The organism is Hydrogenophaga sp. (genome assembly GCF_019264445.1).
Classification (GTDB): Bacteria; Pseudomonadota; Gammaproteobacteria; order Burkholderiales; family Burkholderiaceae_C; genus Hydrogenophaga.
Genome location: NZ_JAHVAB010000075.1, coordinates 24,367 through 43,675 on the forward strand (window position 1 = coordinate 24,367; position 19,309 = coordinate 43,675).

A 19,309-nucleotide genomic window follows, 5' to 3' on the forward strand; every position below is an offset into this window, starting at 1 on the left:
GCATGGGCCGCAGCATCAACTACTCCGCCAGCCCGCTGCTCGCCAGCCGCACGCCGGTGTGGCGCAGCAAGTTCATCGTCGCCATCCTGGCGGTGGCCTTCGCGGGGCTGGCCGGGCGGGCAGCCTATGTGCAGGTGTTTGGCAACGACTTCTTTCAGCGCCAGGGCGAGGTGCGGTTTGCGCGCACGCTGGAGCTGCCGGCCAACCGTGGCCGGGTGCTGGACCGCAACGGCCTGATCCTCGCCTCCAGCGTGGTGGCGCAGAGCATCTGGGCGATCCCCGAAGACGTGGACCGCGCCGATCCCAAGCTGCGCCAGCTGGCCAAGCTGCTGGACATGCCGCTGGCCGATCTGCGCAAGCGCCTGGCCGACGAGGACAAGACCTTCGTGTGGGTCAAGCGCCAGGTCGATGAGCCGGTGGCCAAGGAAATTGCGGCGCTGGGCATCAAGGGCATCTACCAGCGGCGCGAGTACAAGCGCCAGTACCCCGAGGGCGAAGCCGCTGCGCACGTGGTGGGCTTTACCAATGTGGAAGACATCGGGCAGGAGGGCGTAGAGCTCGCCTTCAACCGGCAGCTGGCGGGCAAGAGCGGTTCGCGCCGGGTGATCAAGGACCGCCTGGGCCGTGTGGTGGAAGACGTTCGCGACGTGGTGCCGCCCGTGGACGGCCCGGATCTGCAGCTCTCCATCGACAGCAAGGTGCAGTACTTCGCCTACCAGAAGCTCAAGGACGCGGTGCTGCTGCACAAGGCGCGCGCCGGCAGCGTGATGGTGATCGACACCCTCACGGGCGAGGTGCTGGCGCTCGCCAACTACCCCAGCTACAACCCGAACCGTCGCCTGAACCTCAGCGGTGAGCAGTTGCGCAACCGCGTGCTCACCGACAGCTTCGAGCCGGGCTCGACCATGAAGCCCTTCATTGCCGCACTGGCGCTGGAGAAGGGGCTGGTCACGCCGAACACGCCGATCAACACCGCGCCAGGCCGCATCACCATTGGTGGTTCCACGATCAGCGACTCGCACCCGAACGACGTGCTCACGGTGTCGCAGGTGATCCAGAAGTCGAGCAACGTGGGCACGGTCAAGATGGCCATGCAGATGAGCCCGCGTGAGATGTGGGAGACGTACGCGCAGGCGGGTTTCGGGCAGAAGCCGCAGGTGCCGTTCCCGGGCGCCGTCACGGGCCGGTTGCGGCCTTACAAGACCTGGCGTCCGATCGAGCAGGCCACCATGAGCTATGGCTACGGGTTGTCCACGTCGCTCTTCCAGCTGGCGCAGGCCTACACCATCTTTGCGCGCGATGGCGAGCTGATTCCGCTCACGCTGCAAAAGTCCGACGAACAGACCGCAGGCGTGCGGGTGTTCAGCGCCAAGAACGCGGTGGCCGTGCGGCAGATGCTGGGCCTGGCCGCCGGCCCTGGCGGCACCGGCTCGCGCGCGCAGACCATGGGTTATTCCGTGGGTGGCAAGAGCGGCACGGCGCACAAGCAGGAAGGCAAGGGCTACGCCGACAAGAAATACCGCAGCTGGTTTGTGGGACTGGCCCCGGTCGAAGCGCCTCGTATCGTGGTGGCCGTGATGCTGGACGAACCCAGCAACGGCCAGTACTTTGGTGGCGTGGTGGCCGCCCCTGTGTTCAGCGAGACCGTGCAGCAGACGCTGCGCATTCTCGGTGTGCAGCCCGACATGAACGTCAAGCCGCAGATCGTGACCGACGTGGAGGAATCGTTCTGATGCCCACCACGCAGCAAGCCCTGACGGTGGCCAACTGGTTGCGAGAGCGCGGCGTGGGTGCCCTGCATTGCGACAGCCGCCGCGTGCAGGCGGGCGACGCTTTCGTGGCGTGGCCCGGCGCGGCCACCGACGGGCGCCGCTTCGTGGCCAGCGCGCTCGCGGCGGGTGCCCTGGCCGCGCTGGTGGAGCGCGAGGGCGTGGAGACCTATGCGTTTGACGACGAGCGCGTGCTCGCCGTGCCCGGCCTCAAGGCGGCCGCAGGCGCCATTGCCAGCGCGTTCCACGGCACGCCCAGCGCATCGCTCGACATGGTGGCCATCACCGGGACCAACGGCAAGACCTCCACCGCGTGGTGGACGGCGCAGTTGCTCTCGGCGTGCGCCAAGCCGTGCGCCTTGATCGGCACGTTGGGCATGGGTTGCCCACCCGCGCAGGGCAGTCACACCGCCACGCTCGTGCCCACGGGGCTGACGACGCCCGACCCGGTGATGCTGCAAACCGAACTGCGCCGCTTCGTGGATGCCGGCTTGAAAGCCTGCGCCATCGAGGCCTCGTCTATCGGCCTGGTGGAAGGCCGGCTCAACGCCACCCGCGTGCGCGTAGCGGTGTTCACCAATTTCACGCAGGACCACCTCGACTTTCACGGCAGCATGGACGCCTACTGGACCGCCAAGGCCGCGCTGTTCGACTGGCCGGGGCTGGCTGGCGCCGTGATCAACCTTGACGACGTGCGCGGCGTGGGTCTGGCCGCTTCCCTGGCGGCGCGTCCAGGCATGAACCTCTGGACCGTTGCAGTGGAACCGGACGAAGGCGAGCGCCCGCCGCGCATGGCCAAGGCCCGCCTGTTTGCACAAGGCCTGACCATCACCCCCAGTGGCATGGCGTTTGAGGTGGGTGAGCGCAACGCGCAAGGGCAAGTGATGGCCCTGCACGCGCTGAGCCTGCCGCTGGTGGGGCAGTACAACGTGTCGAACCTGCTGTGTGTGCTGGCGTCGGCGCGCGCACTGGGTGTGCCGCTGGCCGAAGCCGTGCAGGCTTGCGCCGCGCTCACACCCGTGCCGGGCCGCATGGAACAGGTTGCGGTGGCCTCGCCCGACCAGCCGTTGGTGCTCGTGGACTACGCCCACACGCCGGACGCGCTGGACAAGGCCTTGCAGGCGCTGCAGCCGCTGGCCGCGCGGCGCGGCGGTGCGCTGTGGGTGGTGGTCGGTTGTGGTGGTGACCGCGATGCCGGCAAACGGCCGCTGATGGCTGCGGTGGCACAGCGCCAGGCCCAGCGCGTGGTGCTCACCAGCGACAACCCCCGCAGCGAAGACCCGCAGGCGATCCTGCGTCAGATGGTGGCGGGTCTGAGTGCCCCGGATGCCGCGCAGGTGGAGCCCGACCGCGCCCTTGCGATCGCGCTGGCCACCTTGCGCGCAGACGCTGCCGACGTGGTGCTGATTGCGGGCAAGGGCCACGAGGACTACCAGGACAGCATGGGTGTGAAGACACCTTTCTCCGATGTGCTGCACGCGCGCGCCGCACTGGCGCAGCGCCAAGGCCAGGGGGTGCACGCATGAAGACGCTCGGCCAGTGCCTGCTGCAGCTCGAAGGCGCACGCGTGGTGGGTCAGCCCGATCTGCCGTTCACCCGCGTGCACACCGACACGCGCAGCCTGCAGCCGGGCGATCTGTTCGTGGCCTTGAAGGGTGAGCGCTTTGACGCTCACGACTTCCTGCCACAGGCACAAGGGCAGGGCGCCCTCGCGGCCCTGGCCGACCATGGCCTGGCGGCCGCTGGCCTGCCGGGTGTGGAAGTGCCCGACACCCGTCGCGCGCTCGGCGAGCTCGCCCGCCTGTGGCGCGGCCAGTTCGCGTTGCCGCTGATCGCCGTCACCGGCAGCAACGGCAAAACCACCGTCACGCAGATGATTGCGAGCATCCTGCGCGCCTCGGCGGGCGATGCAGCGCATGCCACGCAAGGCAACTTCAACAACGACATCGGCGTGCCGCTCACGCTGCTGCGCCTGAACGCATCGCACCGTTGCTCGGTGGTGGAGCTGGGCATGAACCACCCCGGCGAAATCGCCGAACTGGCGGCACTCGCGCTGCCCACGGTGGCGCTGGTCAACAACGCGCAGCGCGAGCACCAGGAGTTCATGGCCACGGTGGAAGCCGTGGCGCGCGAAAACGGGCAGGTCATCCAGGCGCTGGCGAGCGACGGTGTGGCCGTGTTCCCGTCGGACGACACCTACTCGCCCTTGTGGCGCGAGCTGGCCGCCGGCCGCCGTGTGGTCACTTTCAGCGACAGCGACCCGGGCGCTGACGTGATGGCGCGCCGCGCTGAATGGCAAGAGGGCGCCTGGGCGCTGGACCTGTCTTCACCCGCCGGCACCGCCACAGTGCGCCTGCAGATCGCTGGCCGCCACAACGTGCGCAATGCCCTGGCGGCCACGGCCGCAGCGCTGGCCGCCGGTGTGTCGCTGGAGGCGGTGGTGCGCGGCCTCAACGCGTTTGAGCCCGTGGGTGGCCGCTCCCGCGCGCTGGCCCTGCGCGTGGGCGACCGCGCGATCACCCTGATCGACGACACCTACAACGCCAACCCCGACTCGGTGCGCGCGGCCATCGACGTGCTGGCCGAGCTGCCCGCGCCGCGCCTGCTCGCGCTCGGCGACATGGGCGAAGTCGGTGAGCAGGGGCTGGCCTTTCACGACGAGGTGCTGCGCCACGCGCAGGCCCGCGGCATCGAGGCGGTGCACGTGGCAGGCGACTGGATGCGCCAGGCCAGCGCCCAACTGCCCGGCGTGACGCATTGGGTGGAAGTACCCGCCATGGCCGGTGCCGTTTGCGCCGCCGTGAAAGACGACCGGCCGGTGTACCGCAGCGTGCTCGTCAAGGGATCGCGGTTCATGCGCATGGAGCGCGTGGTGCAGGCATTGCAGGCACTGGACGCGTCGGCACAGAAAGACAAGAAGGACAACGCCCATGCTGCTTAGCCTGGCCACCTGGCTGCAAGGCCTGTCGCCTGAATTCGGATTCCTGCGGGTGTTCCAGTACATCACCTTCCGCGCCGTCATGGCCGCGCTCACGGCGCTGCTCGTGGGGCTGGTGGCGGGGCCGTACTTCATTCGCCGGCTGGCCGCGCTCAAGATCGGTCAGCCCATCCGCGAATACGCCATGCAGACGCACCTGAGCAAGGGCGGCACGCCCACCATGGGCGGTGTGCTGATCCTGTTCGCCATCGCACTCTCCACGCTGCTGTGGTTCGACCTGTCCAACCGGTTCGTGTGGATCGTGCTGCTGGTCACGCTGGGCTTCGGTGCCATTGGCTGGGCGGACGACTGGCGCAAGGTGGTGCACAAAGACCCCGAAGGCATGCGCTCGCGCGAGAAGTATTTTTGGCAGTCCGTCATCGGCCTCGTGGCCGCCTTCTACCTGGTGTTTGCCGTGTCCGGCACCAGCAACGAGCGTGTGTTCGAGCTGTTCATTGCCTGGGTGCGCTCGGGCTTCACGCTGGACATGCCGCCGCAGGCCGGCCTGCTGGTGCCCTTCTTCAAGGAAATCAGCTACCCGCTGGGCGTGTTCGGTTTCGTGGTCATGACCTACCTGGTCATCGTCGGCGCCAGCAACGCGGTCAACCTCACCGACGGGCTGGACGGCCTGGCCATCATGCCGGTGGTGATGGTGGGCTCGGCCCTCGGCGTGTTCGCCTACGTCACGGGCAACGCGGTGTTCGCGCGCTACCTGCTGGTGCCTCACATTCCCGGTGCTGGCGAGCTGATGATTTTCTGCGCCGCCATGGCTGGCGCGGGCCTGGCCTTCCTGTGGTTCAACACGCATCCCGCGCAGGTGTTCATGGGCGACGTCGGAGCCCTGGCACTCGGTGGGGCACTGGGCACCATCGCCGTGATCGTGCGCCAGGAAATCGTGCTGGCGATCATGGGTGGCATCTTCGTGGTCGAGGCGCTCTCGGTGATGCTGCAGGTGACCTGGTTCAAGTACACCAAGCGCCGCTATGGCACCGGTCGCCGCCTGTTCCAGATGGCACCGCTGCACCACCACTTCGAGAAGAAGGGCTGGAAGGAGACGCAGGTCGTCGTGCGCTTCTGGATCATCACCATGCTGTTGTGCCTCGTGGGGCTGTCCACGCTCAAGCTGCGATGAACGAACAGCACGTCCTCATCCTCGGTCTGGGCGCCTCCGGCCTGTCCATGGCACGCTGGTGCACCCGCCAGGGCGCACGCGTGACCGTGGCCGACACGAGGCCCACACCGCCGCAGCTGGCGGTGCTGCGCGCCGAGTGCCCGCAGGCGGAGTTTGTGTCCGGTGCGTTTGACGGCGCCTTGCTGGCGCGCGCCGGATGGGCGCTCATCGCCCGCAGCCCGGGCCTGGCGCCCGAGGCGCTCCAGGCTGTGTTTGCCTGGGCGCAGACGCACGGCGTGGCCGTGGTCGGCGAGCTCGATATGTTTGCCCGCGCGCTGCGCGAACTGTCGCAACGCTCCCGCCTGCCGTACCGCCCGAAAGTGCTGGCCATCACCGGCACCAATGGCAAGACCACCGTCACCTCGCTGACCGCGCTGCTGCTGCAGCGAGCCGGGCTGAACGTGGCCGTGGCCGGCAACATCGGCCCGGCGCTGCTGGACGTGCTGTCGGCCGCGCTGGATGCCGAAGCGGTGGCCCAGGCCGCTGACGACGAGCGCTCAGCCGCCGAAGCGGCGCAGGCCGCCGCCGAGGCAGCCGCACAGGCCGACGCCGTGCAGATCGAGGCGCCCGCCGTGGCAGAGACCGATGACGCCGTGGCATCTGCCGACGCGGTCGCCAACGACGAAACCGACGCCAGCGACGCTCCCGAAGATGAAGCGTCGGCCCAGCTGGTGCCGCCGCCTGTGGAGCCCCCGCAGCCCGCGCACCTGCCGCGCGCCTGGGTGCTCGAGCTCTCCAGCTTCCAGCTCGACGGCACTGCCGGCGGCAGCTGGGACGCCGTGCCCAGCGCCGCCACCGTGCTCAACCTCACCGAAGACCACCTCGACTGGCACGGCAGCATGGCCGCCTACGGCCAGGCCAAGGCCGCGGTGTTCGGCGCGCAGGCGCTCATGCTGCTCAACCGCGACGATCCGCTCGTGATGGCCATGCAGCCCGGCCTGGTGACGGTGAAGGTGGGCAACCGCAACCGCCAGCAAAGCGCGCGGCCCTGGGCCAGCTTCGGCTTTGATGTGCCCACCCGCGCCGGTGACTGGGGCATTGAAACGGTCAACGGCATGGCCTGGCTGGTGCGCGCGCTCGCGCTCGATGAAACCCGCAAGCGCGGCCGCGGGGCCGAAGACGACGAAGAAATCTATTTCCAGCGCCTCATGCCGGTGGACGCCCTGCGCATCCGCGGCCGGCACAACGCCGCCAATGCCCTCGCAGCGCTCGCGCTGGCGACCTCCACCGGCGCGGCGCTGGGCCCCATGCTGCACGGCCTGCGCGAATACCGGGGCGAGCCGCACCGCGTGGAGCCCGTGGCGCTGATCGATGGCGTCGAGTATTTCGACGACAGCAAGGGCACCAACGTAGGCGCCACCCTGGCCGCGGTCAGCGGCCTGGGCGCCGAGCGCCGGCTGGTGGTGATTCTGGGCGGCGACGGCAAGGGACAAGACTTCGCACCGCTGGCCCAGCCGCTGGCCCGCTTCGCGCGCGCCGTGGTCTACATCGGCCGGGACGCGGGCCGCATCCGCGAGGCCGTGGGCGCAGCGCTGGAGCAAGCCGCCGTGCCGCAGCTCGACGCCACCACCCTGCCCGAGGCGGTGCAGTTGTCTGCGCAGCAGGCGCAGGCGGGTGACGCCGTGCTGATGTCGCCCGCCTGCGCCAGCCTGGACATGTTTGACAACTACATGCACCGCGCGCAAGTGTTCGTGGAGGCGGTCAACGCCCTGGCGGCCGAGCAGGGCATGAGCCTGGAGGGAGGCCTGTGAAAAAGAAAGCCGCCGCCAGCACCACCCGCGCACCCTGGGGCCAGCGCGTGCGCAGCGCCCTGGCCGGGCTGCTGCCCCGCTTCCCCGGGCGCGACCTCGCGGGTGCGCTGGCAGGCGGCTCCGCGCGCGATGACCTGCCAGTGCGCCTGTCCAACCGCACCTACGCCGGCACGCGCAACGTCGCCGTGCGCGAACTCGGCTTTGACCAGCCGCTGGTGTGGGTGGTGGTGGCGCTGCTCGCCTGGGGCCTGGTGATGGTGTATTCGGCCTCTATTGCACTGCCCGACAACCCGCGCTTTGCCAACTACGCACACACCCACTTCGTGGTGCGCCACGCCATCTCGATCGTGATCGGCGTGATCGCCGCCATGGTGGCTTTCCAGTTCCCGCTGAAGTCGTGGGAAAAGATGGCGCCCTGGCTGTTTGCGGTGGCCTTGGTGCTGCTGGTGATCGTGCTGATCCCCTTCATTGGCCGCGGTGTGAATGGCGCGCGCCGGTGGATCTCGCTGGGCATCATGAACTTCCAGCCTTCCGAGCTGGGCAAGCTGGCCGTGCTGCTGTATGCGGCCAGCTACATGGTGCGCAAGATGGAGGTGAAGGAGCGCTTCTTCCATGCCGTGGCTCCCATGGCGGTGGCCGTGGGTGTGGTTGGCATGCTGCTGCTGGCCGAGCCCGACATGGGCGCCTTCATGGTGATCGTGGTGATCGCCATGGGGATCCTGTTCCTGGGGGGTGTGAACGCGCGCATGTTCTTCCTCATGGCGCTGGTGGTGGTGGGCGCGTTCGCGCTCATGGTCATGACCAGCGAGTTCCGTCGCCAGCGCGTGTTTGCTTACCTGGACCCGTGGAGCGTGGAGCACGCCCTCGGCAAGGGCTACCAGCTCTCGCATTCGCTGATCGCATTCGGGCGCGGTGAAATCTTTGGCGTCGGTCTGGGCGGCAGCGTGGAAAAGTTGCACTGGCTGCCCGAAGCCCACACCGACTTCCTGCTCGCCGTCATCGGCGAAGAGTTCGGCCTGCTCGGTGTGGTGGTGCTGATTGCGCTCTTCCTCTGGCTCACGCGGCGGATCATGCACATCGGGCGTCAGGCTATCGCGCTGGACCAGGTGTTTGCCGGTCTGGTGGCGCAGGGCGTGGGGTTGTGGATGGGCTTCCAGGCCTTCATCAACATCGGCGTGAACCTCGGCGCACTGCCCACCAAGGGCCTGACCCTGCCGCTGATGAGCTACGGCGGCTCGGCGGTGCTGCTCAATCTGGTCGCCATCGCCATCGTGCTGCGGGTGGACTATGAAAACCGCCAGATGATGAAGGGTGGGCGCTCGTGACCCCGCGGCGGTTTATTCAAAATCGACAGCCGGGCGCGCAGCGCCTGGGGATGCGGAACGCATCCGCGATGAAAGGGGGGCGCTCATGACGGCACCCTGCGCCCTCATCATGGCCGGCGGTACCGGTGGCCACATTTTCCCGGGGCTCGCGGTGGCCGAGGCCCTGCGCGAGCGCGGCTGGCGCGTGCACTGGCTGGGCGCGCCCGCCAGCATGGAAAGCCGGCTGGTGCCCCCGCGCGGCTTCGCGCTGGAAACCATTGATTTCGGTGGCGTGCGTGGCAAGGGCGTGGTCACGCTCGCGCTGCTGCCGCTGCGCCTGCTGCGCGCTTTCTGGCAGGCGCTGCAGGTGGTGCGCCGTGTGCAGCCCGACGTGGTGGTGGGCCTGGGCGGCTACATCAGTTTTCCGGGCGGAATGATGGGTGTGCTCGCCGGCAAGCCGCTGGTGCTGCATGAGCAGAACTCGGTGGCCGGCATGGCCAACCGCGTGCTCGCTGGCGTGGCCGATCGTGTGTTCACCGCATTCCCGAACGTGTTCAAGAAGGCGCAGTGGGTGGGCAATCCGCTGCGCGCAGCCTTCCTGCAACAGCCCGAGCCCACCGAGCGCTTCGCCCCACGCAGCGGTCCGCTGCGCCTGCTGGTGGTGGGCGGCAGCCTGGGCGCCAAGGCGCTCAACGACGTGGTGCCGCAGGCACTGGCCCTGTTGCCGAAGGTGCAGCAGCCGCATGTGACGCACCAGAGCGGCGAAAAGCAGATCGACGCGCTGCGCGCCAACTACATTGCCGCCGGCATTCAGGCCGAACTCACCCCCTTCATTGACGACACCGCGCAAGCCTTTGCCGACGCCGACCTCATCGTCTGCCGCAGCGGCGCCAGCACCGTGACCGAGATCGCCGCCGTGGGCGCGGCCGCCTTGTTCGTGCCCTTCCCCGCGGCGGTGGACGACCACCAGACCACCAACGCCCGTTTCCTCGTGGACGCACAAGCCGCATGGCTCGTGCCCCAAACCGAACTCACCCCCCAGCGGCTGGCCCAGACCCTGCAGACCGTGCAGCGCGAGCAGCTGGTGGCCATGGCCACCCGGGCCAAAGCCCTGCAGAAAACCGAAGCCGTGGCGGCCGTGGTGTCCGCCTGCGAGCAACTCGCGAAAGTCCAGCAACCATGAAGCACGCCATTCGACACATCCACTTCGTGGGCATCGGCGGCGCCGGCATGAGCGGCATTGCCGAGGTGCTGCTCAACCAGGGCTACCGCATCTCCGGCAGCGACCTGGGCGAGAGCACCGTCACCCGCCGCCTCGTGGCGCTGGGCGCCCAGGTGTTTGTGGGTCACGACGCGGCGCACATCGAAGGCGCCGACGCCATCGTCACGTCCACCGCTGTCAAGGAAGACAACCCCGAGGTGGTTGCGGCGCACGCGAAGCTGGTGCCGGTGGTGCCGCGCGCCGTGATGCTCGCCGAGCTCATGCGCATGAAGAAGGGCGTGGCCATTGCCGGCACGCACGGCAAGACCACCACCACCAGCCTGGTGGCCAGCGTGCTGGCCGCCGCCCACATGGACCCCACCTTCGTGATCGGTGGCCGCCTCAACAGCGCGGGTGCCAACGCGCAACTGGGTTCGGGCGAGTACATCGTGGTCGAGGCCGACGAGTCTGACGCCTCCTTCCTCAACCTGCTGCCGGTGCTCTCGGTTGTCACCAACATCGACGCCGACCACATGGACACCTACGGCCACGACTTCGGCAAGCTCAAGCTGGCCTTCGTGGAGTTCCTGCACAAGATGCCGTTCTACGGCGCGGCCGTGGTGTGTGTGGACGACCCCGCCATCCGCGAGATCCTGCCGCAGATCGCGCGCCCCATCACCAGCTACGGCTTTTCGGAAGACGCGCAGGTGCGCGCCCTCAACGTGCGCGCGGTGGACACCCAGATGCATTTCACCGTGCAGCGCCGCAACGGCGTGGAGCTGCCCGACCTGGACGTGGTGCTCAACCTGCCTGGCCGCCACAACGTGCTCAACGCGCTGGCCGCCATCGGCATTGCGGTGGAGCTGGGTGTGCCTGACGAAGCCGTGCAGCAAGCCCTGGCCGAGTTCAAGGGTGTGGGCCGCCGCTTCCAGCGCTACGGCGAAGCGGCGCTGCCTTCGGGCGGCAGCTGCACCGTGGTGGACGACTACGGCCACCACCCGGTGGAGATGGCCGCCACGCTCTCAGCCGCGCGCGGCGCTTACCCGGGCCGCCGCCTGGTGCTGGCCTTCCAGCCGCACCGCTACACCCGCACGCGCGACTGCTTTGAGGACTTCGTGAAAGTGATCGGCCAGGCCGACGCGGTGTTGCTCGCCGAGGTGTACGCCGCGGGCGAAGCGCCGATCGTCGCCGCCGACGGACGCTCACTCGCCCGCGCGCTGCGCGTGGCGGGCAAGCTCGAACCGGTGTTCGTGGACGACATCGCCACCATGCCGCAGGCCGTGCTGGACAACGCACGCGATGGCGACGTGGTGCTGTGCATGGGCGCAGGCACGGTGGGCAGCGTGGCGGGCCGTGTGATCGAGCTGGCCCAGGGAGCAACCGCATGACAACAGAGAAAGCAATGGCAGTGGATATCAAGGCACTGGGCAAGGTGGCCGTGCTCATGGGTGGGCGTTCGGCCGAGCGCGAGGTCTCGCTGATGTCGGGCAACGGGGTGCTGGCCGCCCTCCAGTCCAAAGGCGTGGACGCCCACGCGTTTGACCCCGCCGAGCGCGAGATGAGCGAGCTCAAGCGCGACGGCTTTGCGCGCTGCTTCATCGCCCTGCATGGCCGCTTCGGTGAAGACGGCACGGTGCAGGGCGCGCTCGAACTCATGGGCATCCCGTACACCGGCCCGGGTGTGATGGCGTCCAGCGTGGCCATGGACAAGCTCATGACCAAGCGCATCTGGATCGCCGAAGGCCTGCCCACGCCAGCCTGGCGCCAGGTGCACAGCGCCGACGAAACCGTGGCCGCGTTCCGCGCCCTGGGTTCGCCCATGATCGTCAAGCCCGTGCGCGAGGGCTCCACCATCGGCCTGACCAAGGTGACCAGCGAAGCGCAGTGCGCCCAAGCCTACGCGCTGGCCTCGAAGCTCGACCCGCTGGTGATGTGCGAGCAGTTCATTGCGGGCGACGAGGTCACCTGCCCGGTGCTGGGCACCGGCGCTGAGGCGCGCGCGCTGCCGGTGATCCGCATCGTGGCGCCCGATGGCAACTACGACTACCAGAACAAGTACTTCACCGACGACACGAAGTACCTCGTGCCCTGCGGTCTGCCCGAAGGCGAAGAGGCCGCCATTCAGGCGCTGGTGCTCAAGGCCTACCTCACGCTGGACTGCCGCGGCTGGTCGCGCGCCGACGTGATGATCGACGCCACCACGCGCAAGCCCTGGCTGCTGGAGATCAACACCTCGCCCGGAATGACGGGCCATTCGCTGGTGCCGATGTCGGCGCGCGCGGCGGGCCTGTCGTACGAAGACCTGTGCGTGTCGCTGCTGGCGACCGCCTCGCTGGACCACGCTGGCTGAGCCACGGACCCCCACCATGCCCAGCACCGAACTGCCCCTGGACGTCAAGCTCATGACCGTGGTGACGCACGCCCTGGTCGTGGTGTTTGCCGTGCTCAGCCTGGGCCTGTTCACGACCTGGCTGGTGCGGCACCCGGTCTGGACGGTGAAGGCGATCTCAGTGCATGGCGACGTGACCCACCAGAACGCCGTGACCTTCCGCGCCCAGCTGTCTTCGCAGATGAAGACGCGCCTGAGCGGCAGCTTCCTCACGGTCGATCTGCAGCAGGTGCGCGAGCTGTTCGAGTCGGTGCCCTGGGTGCGCAAGGCCGTGGTGCAGCGCGAATTTCCCAACCGCCTGCGCGTGACGCTGGAAGAACACCAGGCCGTGGCCTGGTGGGGCGAGTCGGGTTCCGGTCAACTGGTCAACCGCCTGGGCGAGGTGTTCGATGCCAGCCCCGACGACGGCGATGGCCTGCCCGAGCTGGCCGGCCCGGTGGAGAAATCGGCCCAGGTGTGGTCGCTCTACCAGTTGCTGGGCGCCGAGCTGGGTCGCCTGCAGCTGGGCTTGGAGCGGCTCGAACTCACCGAGCGCGGTACCTGGCGCGCCAAGCTCGACAGCGGTGCCCAGATGGAGCTGGGCCGCGGCACGCCGGACGAACTGCTGGAGCGCACGCGCCGCTTCACCGGCACGCTGTCGCAGCTCACCGAACGTTATGCGGGTGCGGTGCAGTCGGTGGATCTGCGCTACCCCAATGGCTACGCACTGCGCTTGCGCGGCGTGACCACCGTCATCGACACGCCGCCCGGCGCTAAACCAACCCGTAGATAAGCAAGAAGCAATCATGGCCAAGGAATACAAGGATTTGGTGGTCGGTCTGGACATCGGCACCGCCAAGATCATGGTGGTGGTCGCCGAAGTGCAGGCGAATGGCGAACTCAAGCTCGCGGGCCTGGGCGTGGCCGCCAGCCACGGCCTCAAACGCGGCGTGGTGGTCAACATCGACGCGACGGTGCAGAGCATCCAGCAGGCCCTCAAGGAAGCCGAGCTGATGGCCGACTGCCGCATCGCCCGCGTGTACACCGGCATCACCGGCAGCCACATCCGTGGCATCAACTCCAGCGGCATGGTGGCCATCAAGGACCGCGAAGTCACCGCCGCCGATGTGGCGCGCGTGATCGAGACGGCCAAGGCGATCAACATCTCGACCGACCAGCGCCTGCTGCTGGTCGAGCCACAGGAATTCGTGATCGACGGCCAGGAGGTGAAAGAGCCGATCGGCATGAGCGGCATTCGCCTCGAAGCCAAGGTGCACATCGTCACCGGGGCGCAAAGCGCGGCCGAGAACATCATCAAGTGCGTGCGCCGCTGCGGCCTGGAAGTGGACCAGCTCATGCTCAACCCGCTGGCCTCCAGCCAGGCCATCCTGACCGACGACGAGAAGGAGCTGGGCGTGGCGCTGGTGGACATCGGCGCGGGCACGACCGACGTGGCGATCTTCTCGGGTGGCGCCATCCGCCACACGGCCGTGATCCCGATTGCCGGCGACCTCATCACCAGCGACATCGCCATGGCGCTGCGCACCCCGACGAAAGACGCGGAAGACATCAAGGTGGAGAGCGGCTGCGCGAAGCAGCTGCTCGCCGACCCGGACACGCAGGTGGAAGTGCCCGGCCTGGGCGACCGTGGCCCGCGCATGCTCAGCCGCCAGGCGCTGGCCGGCGTGATCGAGCCGCGCGTGGAAGAAATCTTCTCGCTGGTGCAGCAGGTGCTGCGCGATTCGGGCCACGAGGAAATGCTGTCCTCCGGCATCGTGCTCACGGGCGGCAGCGCGGTGATGCCCGGCATGGTGGAACTCGGCGAGGACATCTTCCTCAAGCCAGTGCGCCGCGGCATTCCCAACTACACCAGCGCGCTCTCGGACATGGTGGCGCAGACGCGCGCGGCCACCGTGATGGGTTTGCTCGAGGAGGCGCGCCTCGCCCGTGTTCGCGGGCACAAGGTGGCGCAAAAAGCGGGCTCGATGCAAGGCGCTGTCGAGCGGGTCAAAAACTGGTTTCTGGGGACTTTCTGATGCACACCATCCACACGGTTCCACGCACGTCGCCCAGATCCCGGTGCACCGAGTGCACCGGTCCGCCTGGCTGAGCACCCCCTTCACTGAATTTCAAGCGTTTTTAGTTTTTTCATTGAATTGACAGGGCTCTTCCAGGAGCCACACAAGGAGCACCACATGAGCATCGAAATGATCGAAGTCGAAGAATTCAACCAAGGCACCCAGATCAAGGTCATTGGCGTGGGCGGTGGCGGCGGCAACGCGGTCGAACACATGATCTCGCGCAGCGTGCAGGGCGTGGAGTTCATCTGCGCCAACACCGATGCGCAGTCGCTCTCGCGCAGCGCGGCCCACAAGACCATCCAGCTGGGCACCAGCGGCCTGGGCGCTGGCAGCAAGCCCGAGAAGGGCCGCGAAGCCGCTGAGGTGGCGGTGGACGACATCCGCGAAGCCATCGCAGGCGCGCACATGCTCTTCATTACCGCCGGCATGGGCGGCGGCACCGGTACCGGTGCTGCACCCGTCATTGCGCGCGTGGCCAAGGAGATGGGCATCCTCACCGTGGGCGTGGTCACCAAGCCATTCGACTGGGAAGGTGGCCGCCGCATGACCAACGCCGACAGCGGCCTGTCCGAACTCGAGGCCAATGTGGACTCGCTGATCGTGGTGCTCAACGAAAAGCTGCTGGAAGTGCTGGGTGACGAAGTCACCCAGGACGAAGCGTTCGCACACGCCAACGACGTGCTCAAGAACGCAGTGGGCGGCATTGCCGAAATCATCAACGAATACGGCAACGTGAACGTCGACTTTGAAGACGTGCGCACGGTGATGGGCGAGCCCGGCAAGGCCATGATGGGCACCGCCGTGGCCTCGGGCCCCGACCGCGCGCGCATCGCCGCCGAGCAGGCGGTGGCCTGCCCGCTGCTCGAAGGCATCGACCTCTCGGGCGCCAAGGGCGTGCTGGTGCTGGTCACCGCGGCCAAGGGCTCGCTCAAGCTGTCCGAGTCGAAGCTGGCGATGAACACCATCCGCGCCTACGCTTCGCCGGAAGCGCACGTGATCTACGGCGCGGCCTACGACGACAACCTGGGCGACGAAATGCGCGTGACCGTGGTGGCCACGGGCCTGTCGCGCCAGGGTGCCCGCCGCACGGCGCCTCCGCTGCAGGTGCTGCGCACCGGCACCGACAACGTGCCGTTCAACGTGCCGACCGTCAACACCGCCGTGGGCGGCCCGGGCGCCGCCCAGCCGGACTACAACTCCATGGCCGTGCCCAGCGTGTGGCGCACCAACCGCACCCAGGCCGCGGCCAAGGTGGACGCGCTGGCCTCCGGTGGCATGGACGACTTCGAGATCCCGGCCTTCCTGCGCAAGCAGGCGGACTGAGGCCTCCCCTGCGCGACCGCGCCGCCTCCCTTCCGGGGGGCGGCGGGGCAGCAGGGCGCCCATCCTTTTGGCTATTGCGGTCATCGCGAATGCTCAACATGTTTCGCAAACCGGAAACCTACAATCGCGGCATGCTTGCCCAACGCACCCTCAAGTCGCTGACGAAGGCGGTGGGTGTCGGTCTGCACAGCGGTCAGCGTGTCGAGCTGACGCTGCGTCCGGCCGCACCCGATACCGGCATCGTTTTCCGGCGCGTCGACCTGCCCGCGCCGGTCGAAATTCCCGTGAACGCCCAGGCCGTGACCGACACGCGCCTGGCTTCCACCATTTCCAACGGTGGCGTGAAGGTGCACACGATCGAGCACCTGATGAGCGCAGCCGCCGGCCTCGGGCTGGACAACCTGTACGTGGACATCACCGCAGAGGAAGTGCCGATCCTGGACGGCTCCTCTGCGTCGTTCGTTTACCTGCTGCAGAGCGCGGGCATCGTGACCCAGACCGCGCCCAAGCGCTTCATCCGCGTGACCAAGCCGGTGGAAGTGCGCGAGGGCGAAGGCCGCTCGCTCAAATGGGCACGGCTCGAGCCGTTTCATGGGTACAAGCTGGCGTTTGAAATCGAGTTCAACCACCCTGCGGTGAATTCCACCGGTCAGCGCGTGGAATTCGATTTCGGCAGCGGCCAGTACGCACGCGAAATTGCCCGTGCGCGCACCTTCGGTTTCACGCGCGACGTGGAAATGATGCGCTCCAACGGGCTGGCCATGGGCGGTGGGCTGGATAACGCCATCGTGATGGACGACGTCAAGGTGCTCAATGCCGACGGGCTGCGCTACCAGGACGAATTCGTCAAGCACAAGATCCTGGACGCCATGGGTGACCTGTACATCGTGGGCAAGCCCTTGCTCGCCGCGTACAGCGCGTTTCGCAGTGGCCACGCGATGAACAACCAGCTGCTTCGCGCGCTGCTGGAGCGCTCCGACGCCTATGAGGTCGTGAGCTTTGAGCAAGACCGCGACGCGCCGCGCGGCTTCGCGCAACTCGCGCCTGCCTGGTAAGCGTTCGCCGCCATGCTGCTGTTTCGCTGGACGGTCATGCTGCTGCTCATCGCAGCGGGCGTGTGCTTTGCGTTCTACATCGGCACCGGGCAGCCGCGCTTTCGCACCTGGGGCATCGTCATCCTCAAATGGACGGTGATCGCCGCGCTCGGCTTCTTTGGTGTGCTGGTGCTCGAGCGGCTGCTCTAGCGGATCATGTCCGCCGCGATGCCGGGCGAACGAACGCATTGAACAGTTTCAGGTGGGCGGTGTTGATCAGGCCGATCGTCATCTCCACCTGCATTTCCTCGCCACGCTGGTGGACCACCGTGCGCTCCATCAGCTGCCCGGTGAAGGGCGCCTCGCCGGTGGTGAGGAAGTGCGCCAGTGCCTGCACGAACGCGGTCTGGTAGCGCTCGGGCAGGATGGTGTCGGCCAGCGACTCGCCCAGCACGTCGGCGCGCTTCCACCCGAACAGCTTCTCGGCCTGATCGTTCCAGTCGGTGATGACACCTTCAAAGTCCATGCCGATGAAGGCCTCCTGTGCGTGGTCGATCACCGCGTGCACGCGCTCTGTGCTGGCGCGCACGTCGTCCATGGCTTCGCGCAGTTCGGCGGTGCGCTCGCTCACGCGGCGTTCCAGGGCGGCATTGATGTGGCGCAGTTCGTTCTCGTTGTCCTGCAGGCCTTTCACCAGCGCGTTGAATGCGCTGCCCAGCAAGGCGACTTCGCGGTAGGCGGCGCTGGCGGGCGCCTTCACGGCGTAGCCGGCCGCGATGCCGCGCGCCACGTCGGTCAGGTCGAGCAGGGGGCGGGTGATCAGGCGGGCCACCGCCCAGCCGAGCAGCGAGAACAGCAGCGCCGCGCCCACGCCACCCAGCAGCATGTGCCGGTGCAGCTGGTTCACCGGCGCGTAGGCCTCGTCCAGCGGCTGGCGCACCAGAACGCGCCAACCCAGGCCGGGGTAAGCCTCGAAGCCGGCGTCGCGGCTGTAGCCCACCAGATAGCTCTTGCCATCGGGCCAGGTTTCTCTGGAATGGCCCGATGTGCCGCGACCCGCAGCATCCAGGCTGGGCACCTGCAACACGGTGCCCTGCAAGTCGCGTGGTCCCAGCAGCACCGTGCCAGCGGTTGAAACGATCAGCAGATCGACTGCGCGATGCCGGCCCACCGGTGCAAAGATGGCGTCGCGCACTTCACTGGCCCAGTTCCACGACAGGTGCACCCCCAGCACGCCGGCAAACTGCCCCTGGGCGTCGGTGAGGGGAAAGGCGATATCGACGAACCGAAGGGGTTCATTGCCCGGTGCGCCCAGCAATGGGGCCAGCAGCATGGCTTCGTGCACATCGCCCATGGGGCGGTCGGCCTGCGCGTTTTCAAACCACGGGCGTTGCGACACGTCCACGCCTTCGAGCATGCTGCGGGTGGCCACGCGCACCACGCCCGCCGTGTCGGTCACGCCGATCCACGCGTAATACGGGTAGCTCTTTTGCAGCGCCTCGATGGCGCGCCGGGCAGCGACCGCGTCGATGTTGCCGTTGAGTTGCTGGGCGATCAGGCGCACCTCGCGGTAGCGCTCGAACATGTCGCGGTCGAGATGGCTGGCGGTTTGCTGGGCCAGCTCGGTCAGGTTGGCACCGATGCCTTCGCGCACCTGGTGGCTGGCGGTGCGGTCGCTGAAGAGCGTGAGGCTGAGCGTGAGCAGCAGCGAGAGCGCGGTGAATGCGACTGCCAGCCACGCGCCCAGGCTGAAGCGGCGCCAGCGATCCAGGTTCATGTCAGTACACCCGGCCGTCCTTGTAGGCCGCGTGCGTGCGCGCCTGCTGGGGCGAGACCTTGTTGATGGCCGCGAGTGTGCGGCTGACCTGCGCATGCGTGATGGCAAGACCCAGCGCATCGGCGGCATCCTTGCCCGGCAGGCCAGGCAACTGCAGCAGCCGCTTGACCATTTCCTGCATCTGCGGCTTGCCTGCGCGCCCGCTGCCGGCGACGGCTTTCTTCAACTGCAGCGCGGTGTATTCCGCCACGTCGAGCTGGTTGGCCACCAAGGCGGTGAGGCAGGCGCCGCGCGCCTGGCCCAGCAACAGCGTGGCCTGCGGGTTGACGTTGACGAACACGATCTCGCAGACCGATACCTCGGGTTTGTAGCGCGCCACCACTTCGGTGATGCCGTCAAACAGCACCTTCAGGCGCCCGGGCAGCAGGGCGCCGTCTTTGGGGCTGGTCTGGATGGTGCCGCTGGCCACGTAGTGGAGCCGCGAGCCTTCGGTGTCGATGACGCCAAAGCCGGTGCACTGCAGGCCGGGGTCGATGCCAAGAATGCGCATGGC

At 67.9% G+C, this 19,309-nt stretch carries 16 protein-coding genes; 14 read left to right on the plus strand and 2 right to left on the minus strand.

Annotated features, from left to right (window positions below; all coding sequences use genetic code 11):
* Positions 1 to 2 precede the first annotated feature (2 nt).
* The 14 genes from KXJ60_RS16280 to KXJ60_RS16345 all read left to right on the plus strand — a co-directional run bounded on the left by KXJ60_RS16280 (position 3) and on the right by KXJ60_RS16345 (position 17,189).
* Positions 3 to 1,733: a penicillin-binding protein 2 gene (locus KXJ60_RS16280; protein WP_291130330.1), complete on the plus strand. Its 1,731-nt coding sequence runs from the start codon at positions 3 to 5 to the stop codon at positions 1,731 to 1,733.
* On the plus strand, positions 1,733 to 3,295 hold the full coding sequence (locus KXJ60_RS16285) for a UDP-N-acetylmuramoyl-L-alanyl-D-glutamate--2,6-diaminopimelate ligase (protein WP_291130332.1): 1,563 nt from the start codon (positions 1,733 to 1,735) through the stop codon (positions 3,293 to 3,295). The genes KXJ60_RS16280 and KXJ60_RS16285 overlap by 1 nt, the downstream gene beginning before the upstream one ends.
* Positions 3,292 to 4,710, plus strand: a complete 1,419-nt coding sequence (gene murF, locus KXJ60_RS16290) for a UDP-N-acetylmuramoyl-tripeptide--D-alanyl-D-alanine ligase (protein ID WP_291130334.1) — start codon at positions 3,292 to 3,294, stop codon at positions 4,708 to 4,710. The genes KXJ60_RS16285 and murF overlap by 4 nt, the downstream gene beginning before the upstream one ends.
* Entirely contained in the window at positions 4,700 to 5,878 is a 1,179-nt protein-coding gene (mraY, locus tag KXJ60_RS16295; protein ID WP_291130337.1) for a phospho-N-acetylmuramoyl-pentapeptide-transferase, read from the plus strand. The genes murF and mraY overlap by 11 nt, the downstream gene beginning before the upstream one ends.
* On the plus strand, positions 5,875 to 7,668 hold the full coding sequence (gene murD, locus KXJ60_RS16300) for a UDP-N-acetylmuramoyl-L-alanine--D-glutamate ligase (protein WP_291130340.1): 1,794 nt from the start codon (positions 5,875 to 5,877) through the stop codon (positions 7,666 to 7,668). The genes mraY and murD overlap by 4 nt, the downstream gene beginning before the upstream one ends.
* A 71-nt stretch (positions 7,669 to 7,739) precedes the next feature.
* Positions 7,740 to 8,993 (plus strand): putative lipid II flippase FtsW, encoded by a 1,254-nt coding sequence (ftsW, locus tag KXJ60_RS16305; RefSeq protein WP_291130437.1) that lies wholly within the window; start codon positions 7,740 to 7,742, stop codon positions 8,991 to 8,993.
* A gap of 85 nt (positions 8,994 to 9,078) precedes the next feature.
* Entirely contained in the window at positions 9,079 to 10,155 is a 1,077-nt protein-coding gene (gene murG / locus KXJ60_RS16310) for an undecaprenyldiphospho-muramoylpentapeptide beta-N-acetylglucosaminyltransferase (protein ID WP_291130343.1), read from the plus strand.
* Complete coding sequence (gene murC, locus KXJ60_RS16315; protein WP_291130346.1) at positions 10,152 to 11,561, plus strand: UDP-N-acetylmuramate--L-alanine ligase; 1,410 nt, start codon at positions 10,152 to 10,154, stop codon at positions 11,559 to 11,561. The genes murG and murC overlap by 4 nt, the downstream gene beginning before the upstream one ends.
* On the plus strand, positions 11,558 to 12,523 hold the full coding sequence (locus KXJ60_RS16320; protein ID WP_291130349.1) for a D-alanine--D-alanine ligase: 966 nt from the start codon (positions 11,558 to 11,560) through the stop codon (positions 12,521 to 12,523). Before murC ends, KXJ60_RS16320 begins: the two co-directional genes overlap by 4 nt.
* Before the next feature lie 16 nt (positions 12,524 to 12,539).
* Complete coding sequence (locus KXJ60_RS16325) at positions 12,540 to 13,334, plus strand: cell division protein FtsQ/DivIB (RefSeq protein ID WP_291130352.1); 795 nt, start codon at positions 12,540 to 12,542, stop codon at positions 13,332 to 13,334.
* A gap of 13 nt (positions 13,335 to 13,347) precedes the next feature.
* The gene (ftsA, locus tag KXJ60_RS16330) at positions 13,348 to 14,577 is read left to right on the plus strand and encodes a cell division protein FtsA (RefSeq protein ID WP_291130355.1); all 1,230 of its coding nucleotides are present in this window, start codon (positions 13,348 to 13,350) and stop codon (positions 14,575 to 14,577) included.
* Positions 14,578 to 14,736: 159 nt separating this feature from the next.
* On the plus strand, positions 14,737 to 15,945 hold the full coding sequence (gene ftsZ, locus KXJ60_RS16335) for a cell division protein FtsZ (RefSeq protein WP_291130359.1): 1,209 nt from the start codon (positions 14,737 to 14,739) through the stop codon (positions 15,943 to 15,945).
* A 131-nt stretch (positions 15,946 to 16,076) separates the two neighbouring features.
* Positions 16,077 to 17,000 carry a UDP-3-O-acyl-N-acetylglucosamine deacetylase gene (lpxC, locus tag KXJ60_RS16340; RefSeq protein WP_291130362.1) on the plus strand — a complete coding sequence of 308 codons (924 nt, stop codon included), beginning with the start codon at positions 16,077 to 16,079 and terminating at the stop codon, positions 16,998 to 17,000.
* A gap of 12 nt (positions 17,001 to 17,012) precedes the next feature.
* Positions 17,013 to 17,189: a hypothetical protein gene (locus tag KXJ60_RS16345; RefSeq protein ID WP_291130364.1), complete on the plus strand. Its 177-nt coding sequence runs from the start codon at positions 17,013 to 17,015 to the stop codon at positions 17,187 to 17,189.
* A 4-nt stretch (positions 17,190 to 17,193) separates the two neighbouring features.
* On the opposite strand, the gene KXJ60_RS16350 is transcribed toward KXJ60_RS16345, so the two are convergent.
* Together KXJ60_RS16350 and ruvC are read right to left on the minus strand one after the other, a co-directional pair.
* Positions 17,194 to 18,756 (minus strand): cache domain-containing protein, encoded by a 1,563-nt coding sequence (locus KXJ60_RS16350; protein ID WP_291130365.1) that lies wholly within the window; start codon positions 18,754 to 18,756, stop codon positions 17,194 to 17,196.
* Position 18,757: 1 nt separating this feature from the next.
* Entirely contained in the window at positions 18,758 to 19,306 is a 549-nt protein-coding gene (gene ruvC, locus KXJ60_RS16355; RefSeq protein ID WP_291130367.1) for a crossover junction endodeoxyribonuclease RuvC, read from the minus strand.
* Between the last annotated feature and the right edge of the window lie 3 nt (positions 19,307 to 19,309).

Excerpts from the sequence above, each read along its gene's own strand:
- murC (WP_291130346.1), top strand. The coding sequence starts at position 10,152 with ATGAAGCACGCCATTCGACACATCCACTTCGTGGGCATCGGCGGCGCC.
- KXJ60_RS16345 (WP_291130364.1), top strand. The coding sequence starts at position 17,013 with ATGCTGCTGTTTCGCTGGACGGTCATGCTGCTGCTCATCGCAGCGGGC.
- murD (WP_291130340.1), top strand. The coding sequence starts at position 5,875 with ATGAACGAACAGCACGTCCTCATCCTCGGTCTGGGCGCCTCCGGCCTG.
- mraY (WP_291130337.1), top strand. The coding sequence starts at position 4,700 with ATGCTGCTTAGCCTGGCCACCTGGCTGCAAGGCCTGTCGCCTGAATTC.
- KXJ60_RS16285 (WP_291130332.1), top strand. The coding sequence starts at position 1,733 with ATGCCCACCACGCAGCAAGCCCTGACGGTGGCCAACTGGTTGCGAGAG.
- murG (WP_291130343.1), top strand. The coding sequence starts at position 9,079 with ATGACGGCACCCTGCGCCCTCATCATGGCCGGCGGTACCGGTGGCCAC.
- murF (WP_291130334.1), top strand. The coding sequence starts at position 3,292 with ATGAAGACGCTCGGCCAGTGCCTGCTGCAGCTCGAAGGCGCACGCGTG.
- KXJ60_RS16350 (WP_291130365.1), bottom strand. The coding sequence starts at position 18,756 with ATGAACCTGGATCGCTGGCGCCGCTTCAGCCTGGGCGCGTGGCTGGCA.
- KXJ60_RS16325 (WP_291130352.1), top strand. The coding sequence starts at position 12,540 with ATGCCCAGCACCGAACTGCCCCTGGACGTCAAGCTCATGACCGTGGTG.
- ftsZ (WP_291130359.1), top strand. The coding sequence starts at position 14,737 with ATGAGCATCGAAATGATCGAAGTCGAAGAATTCAACCAAGGCACCCAG.
- KXJ60_RS16320 (WP_291130349.1), top strand. The coding sequence starts at position 11,558 with ATGACAACAGAGAAAGCAATGGCAGTGGATATCAAGGCACTGGGCAAG.
- KXJ60_RS16280 (WP_291130330.1), top strand. The coding sequence starts at position 3 with ATGGGCCGCAGCATCAACTACTCCGCCAGCCCGCTGCTCGCCAGCCGC.
- ruvC (WP_291130367.1), bottom strand. The coding sequence starts at position 19,306 with ATGCGCATTCTTGGCATCGACCCCGGCCTGCAGTGCACCGGCTTTGGC.
- ftsA (WP_291130355.1), top strand. The coding sequence starts at position 13,348 with ATGGCCAAGGAATACAAGGATTTGGTGGTCGGTCTGGACATCGGCACC.
- lpxC (WP_291130362.1), top strand. The coding sequence starts at position 16,077 with ATGCTTGCCCAACGCACCCTCAAGTCGCTGACGAAGGCGGTGGGTGTC.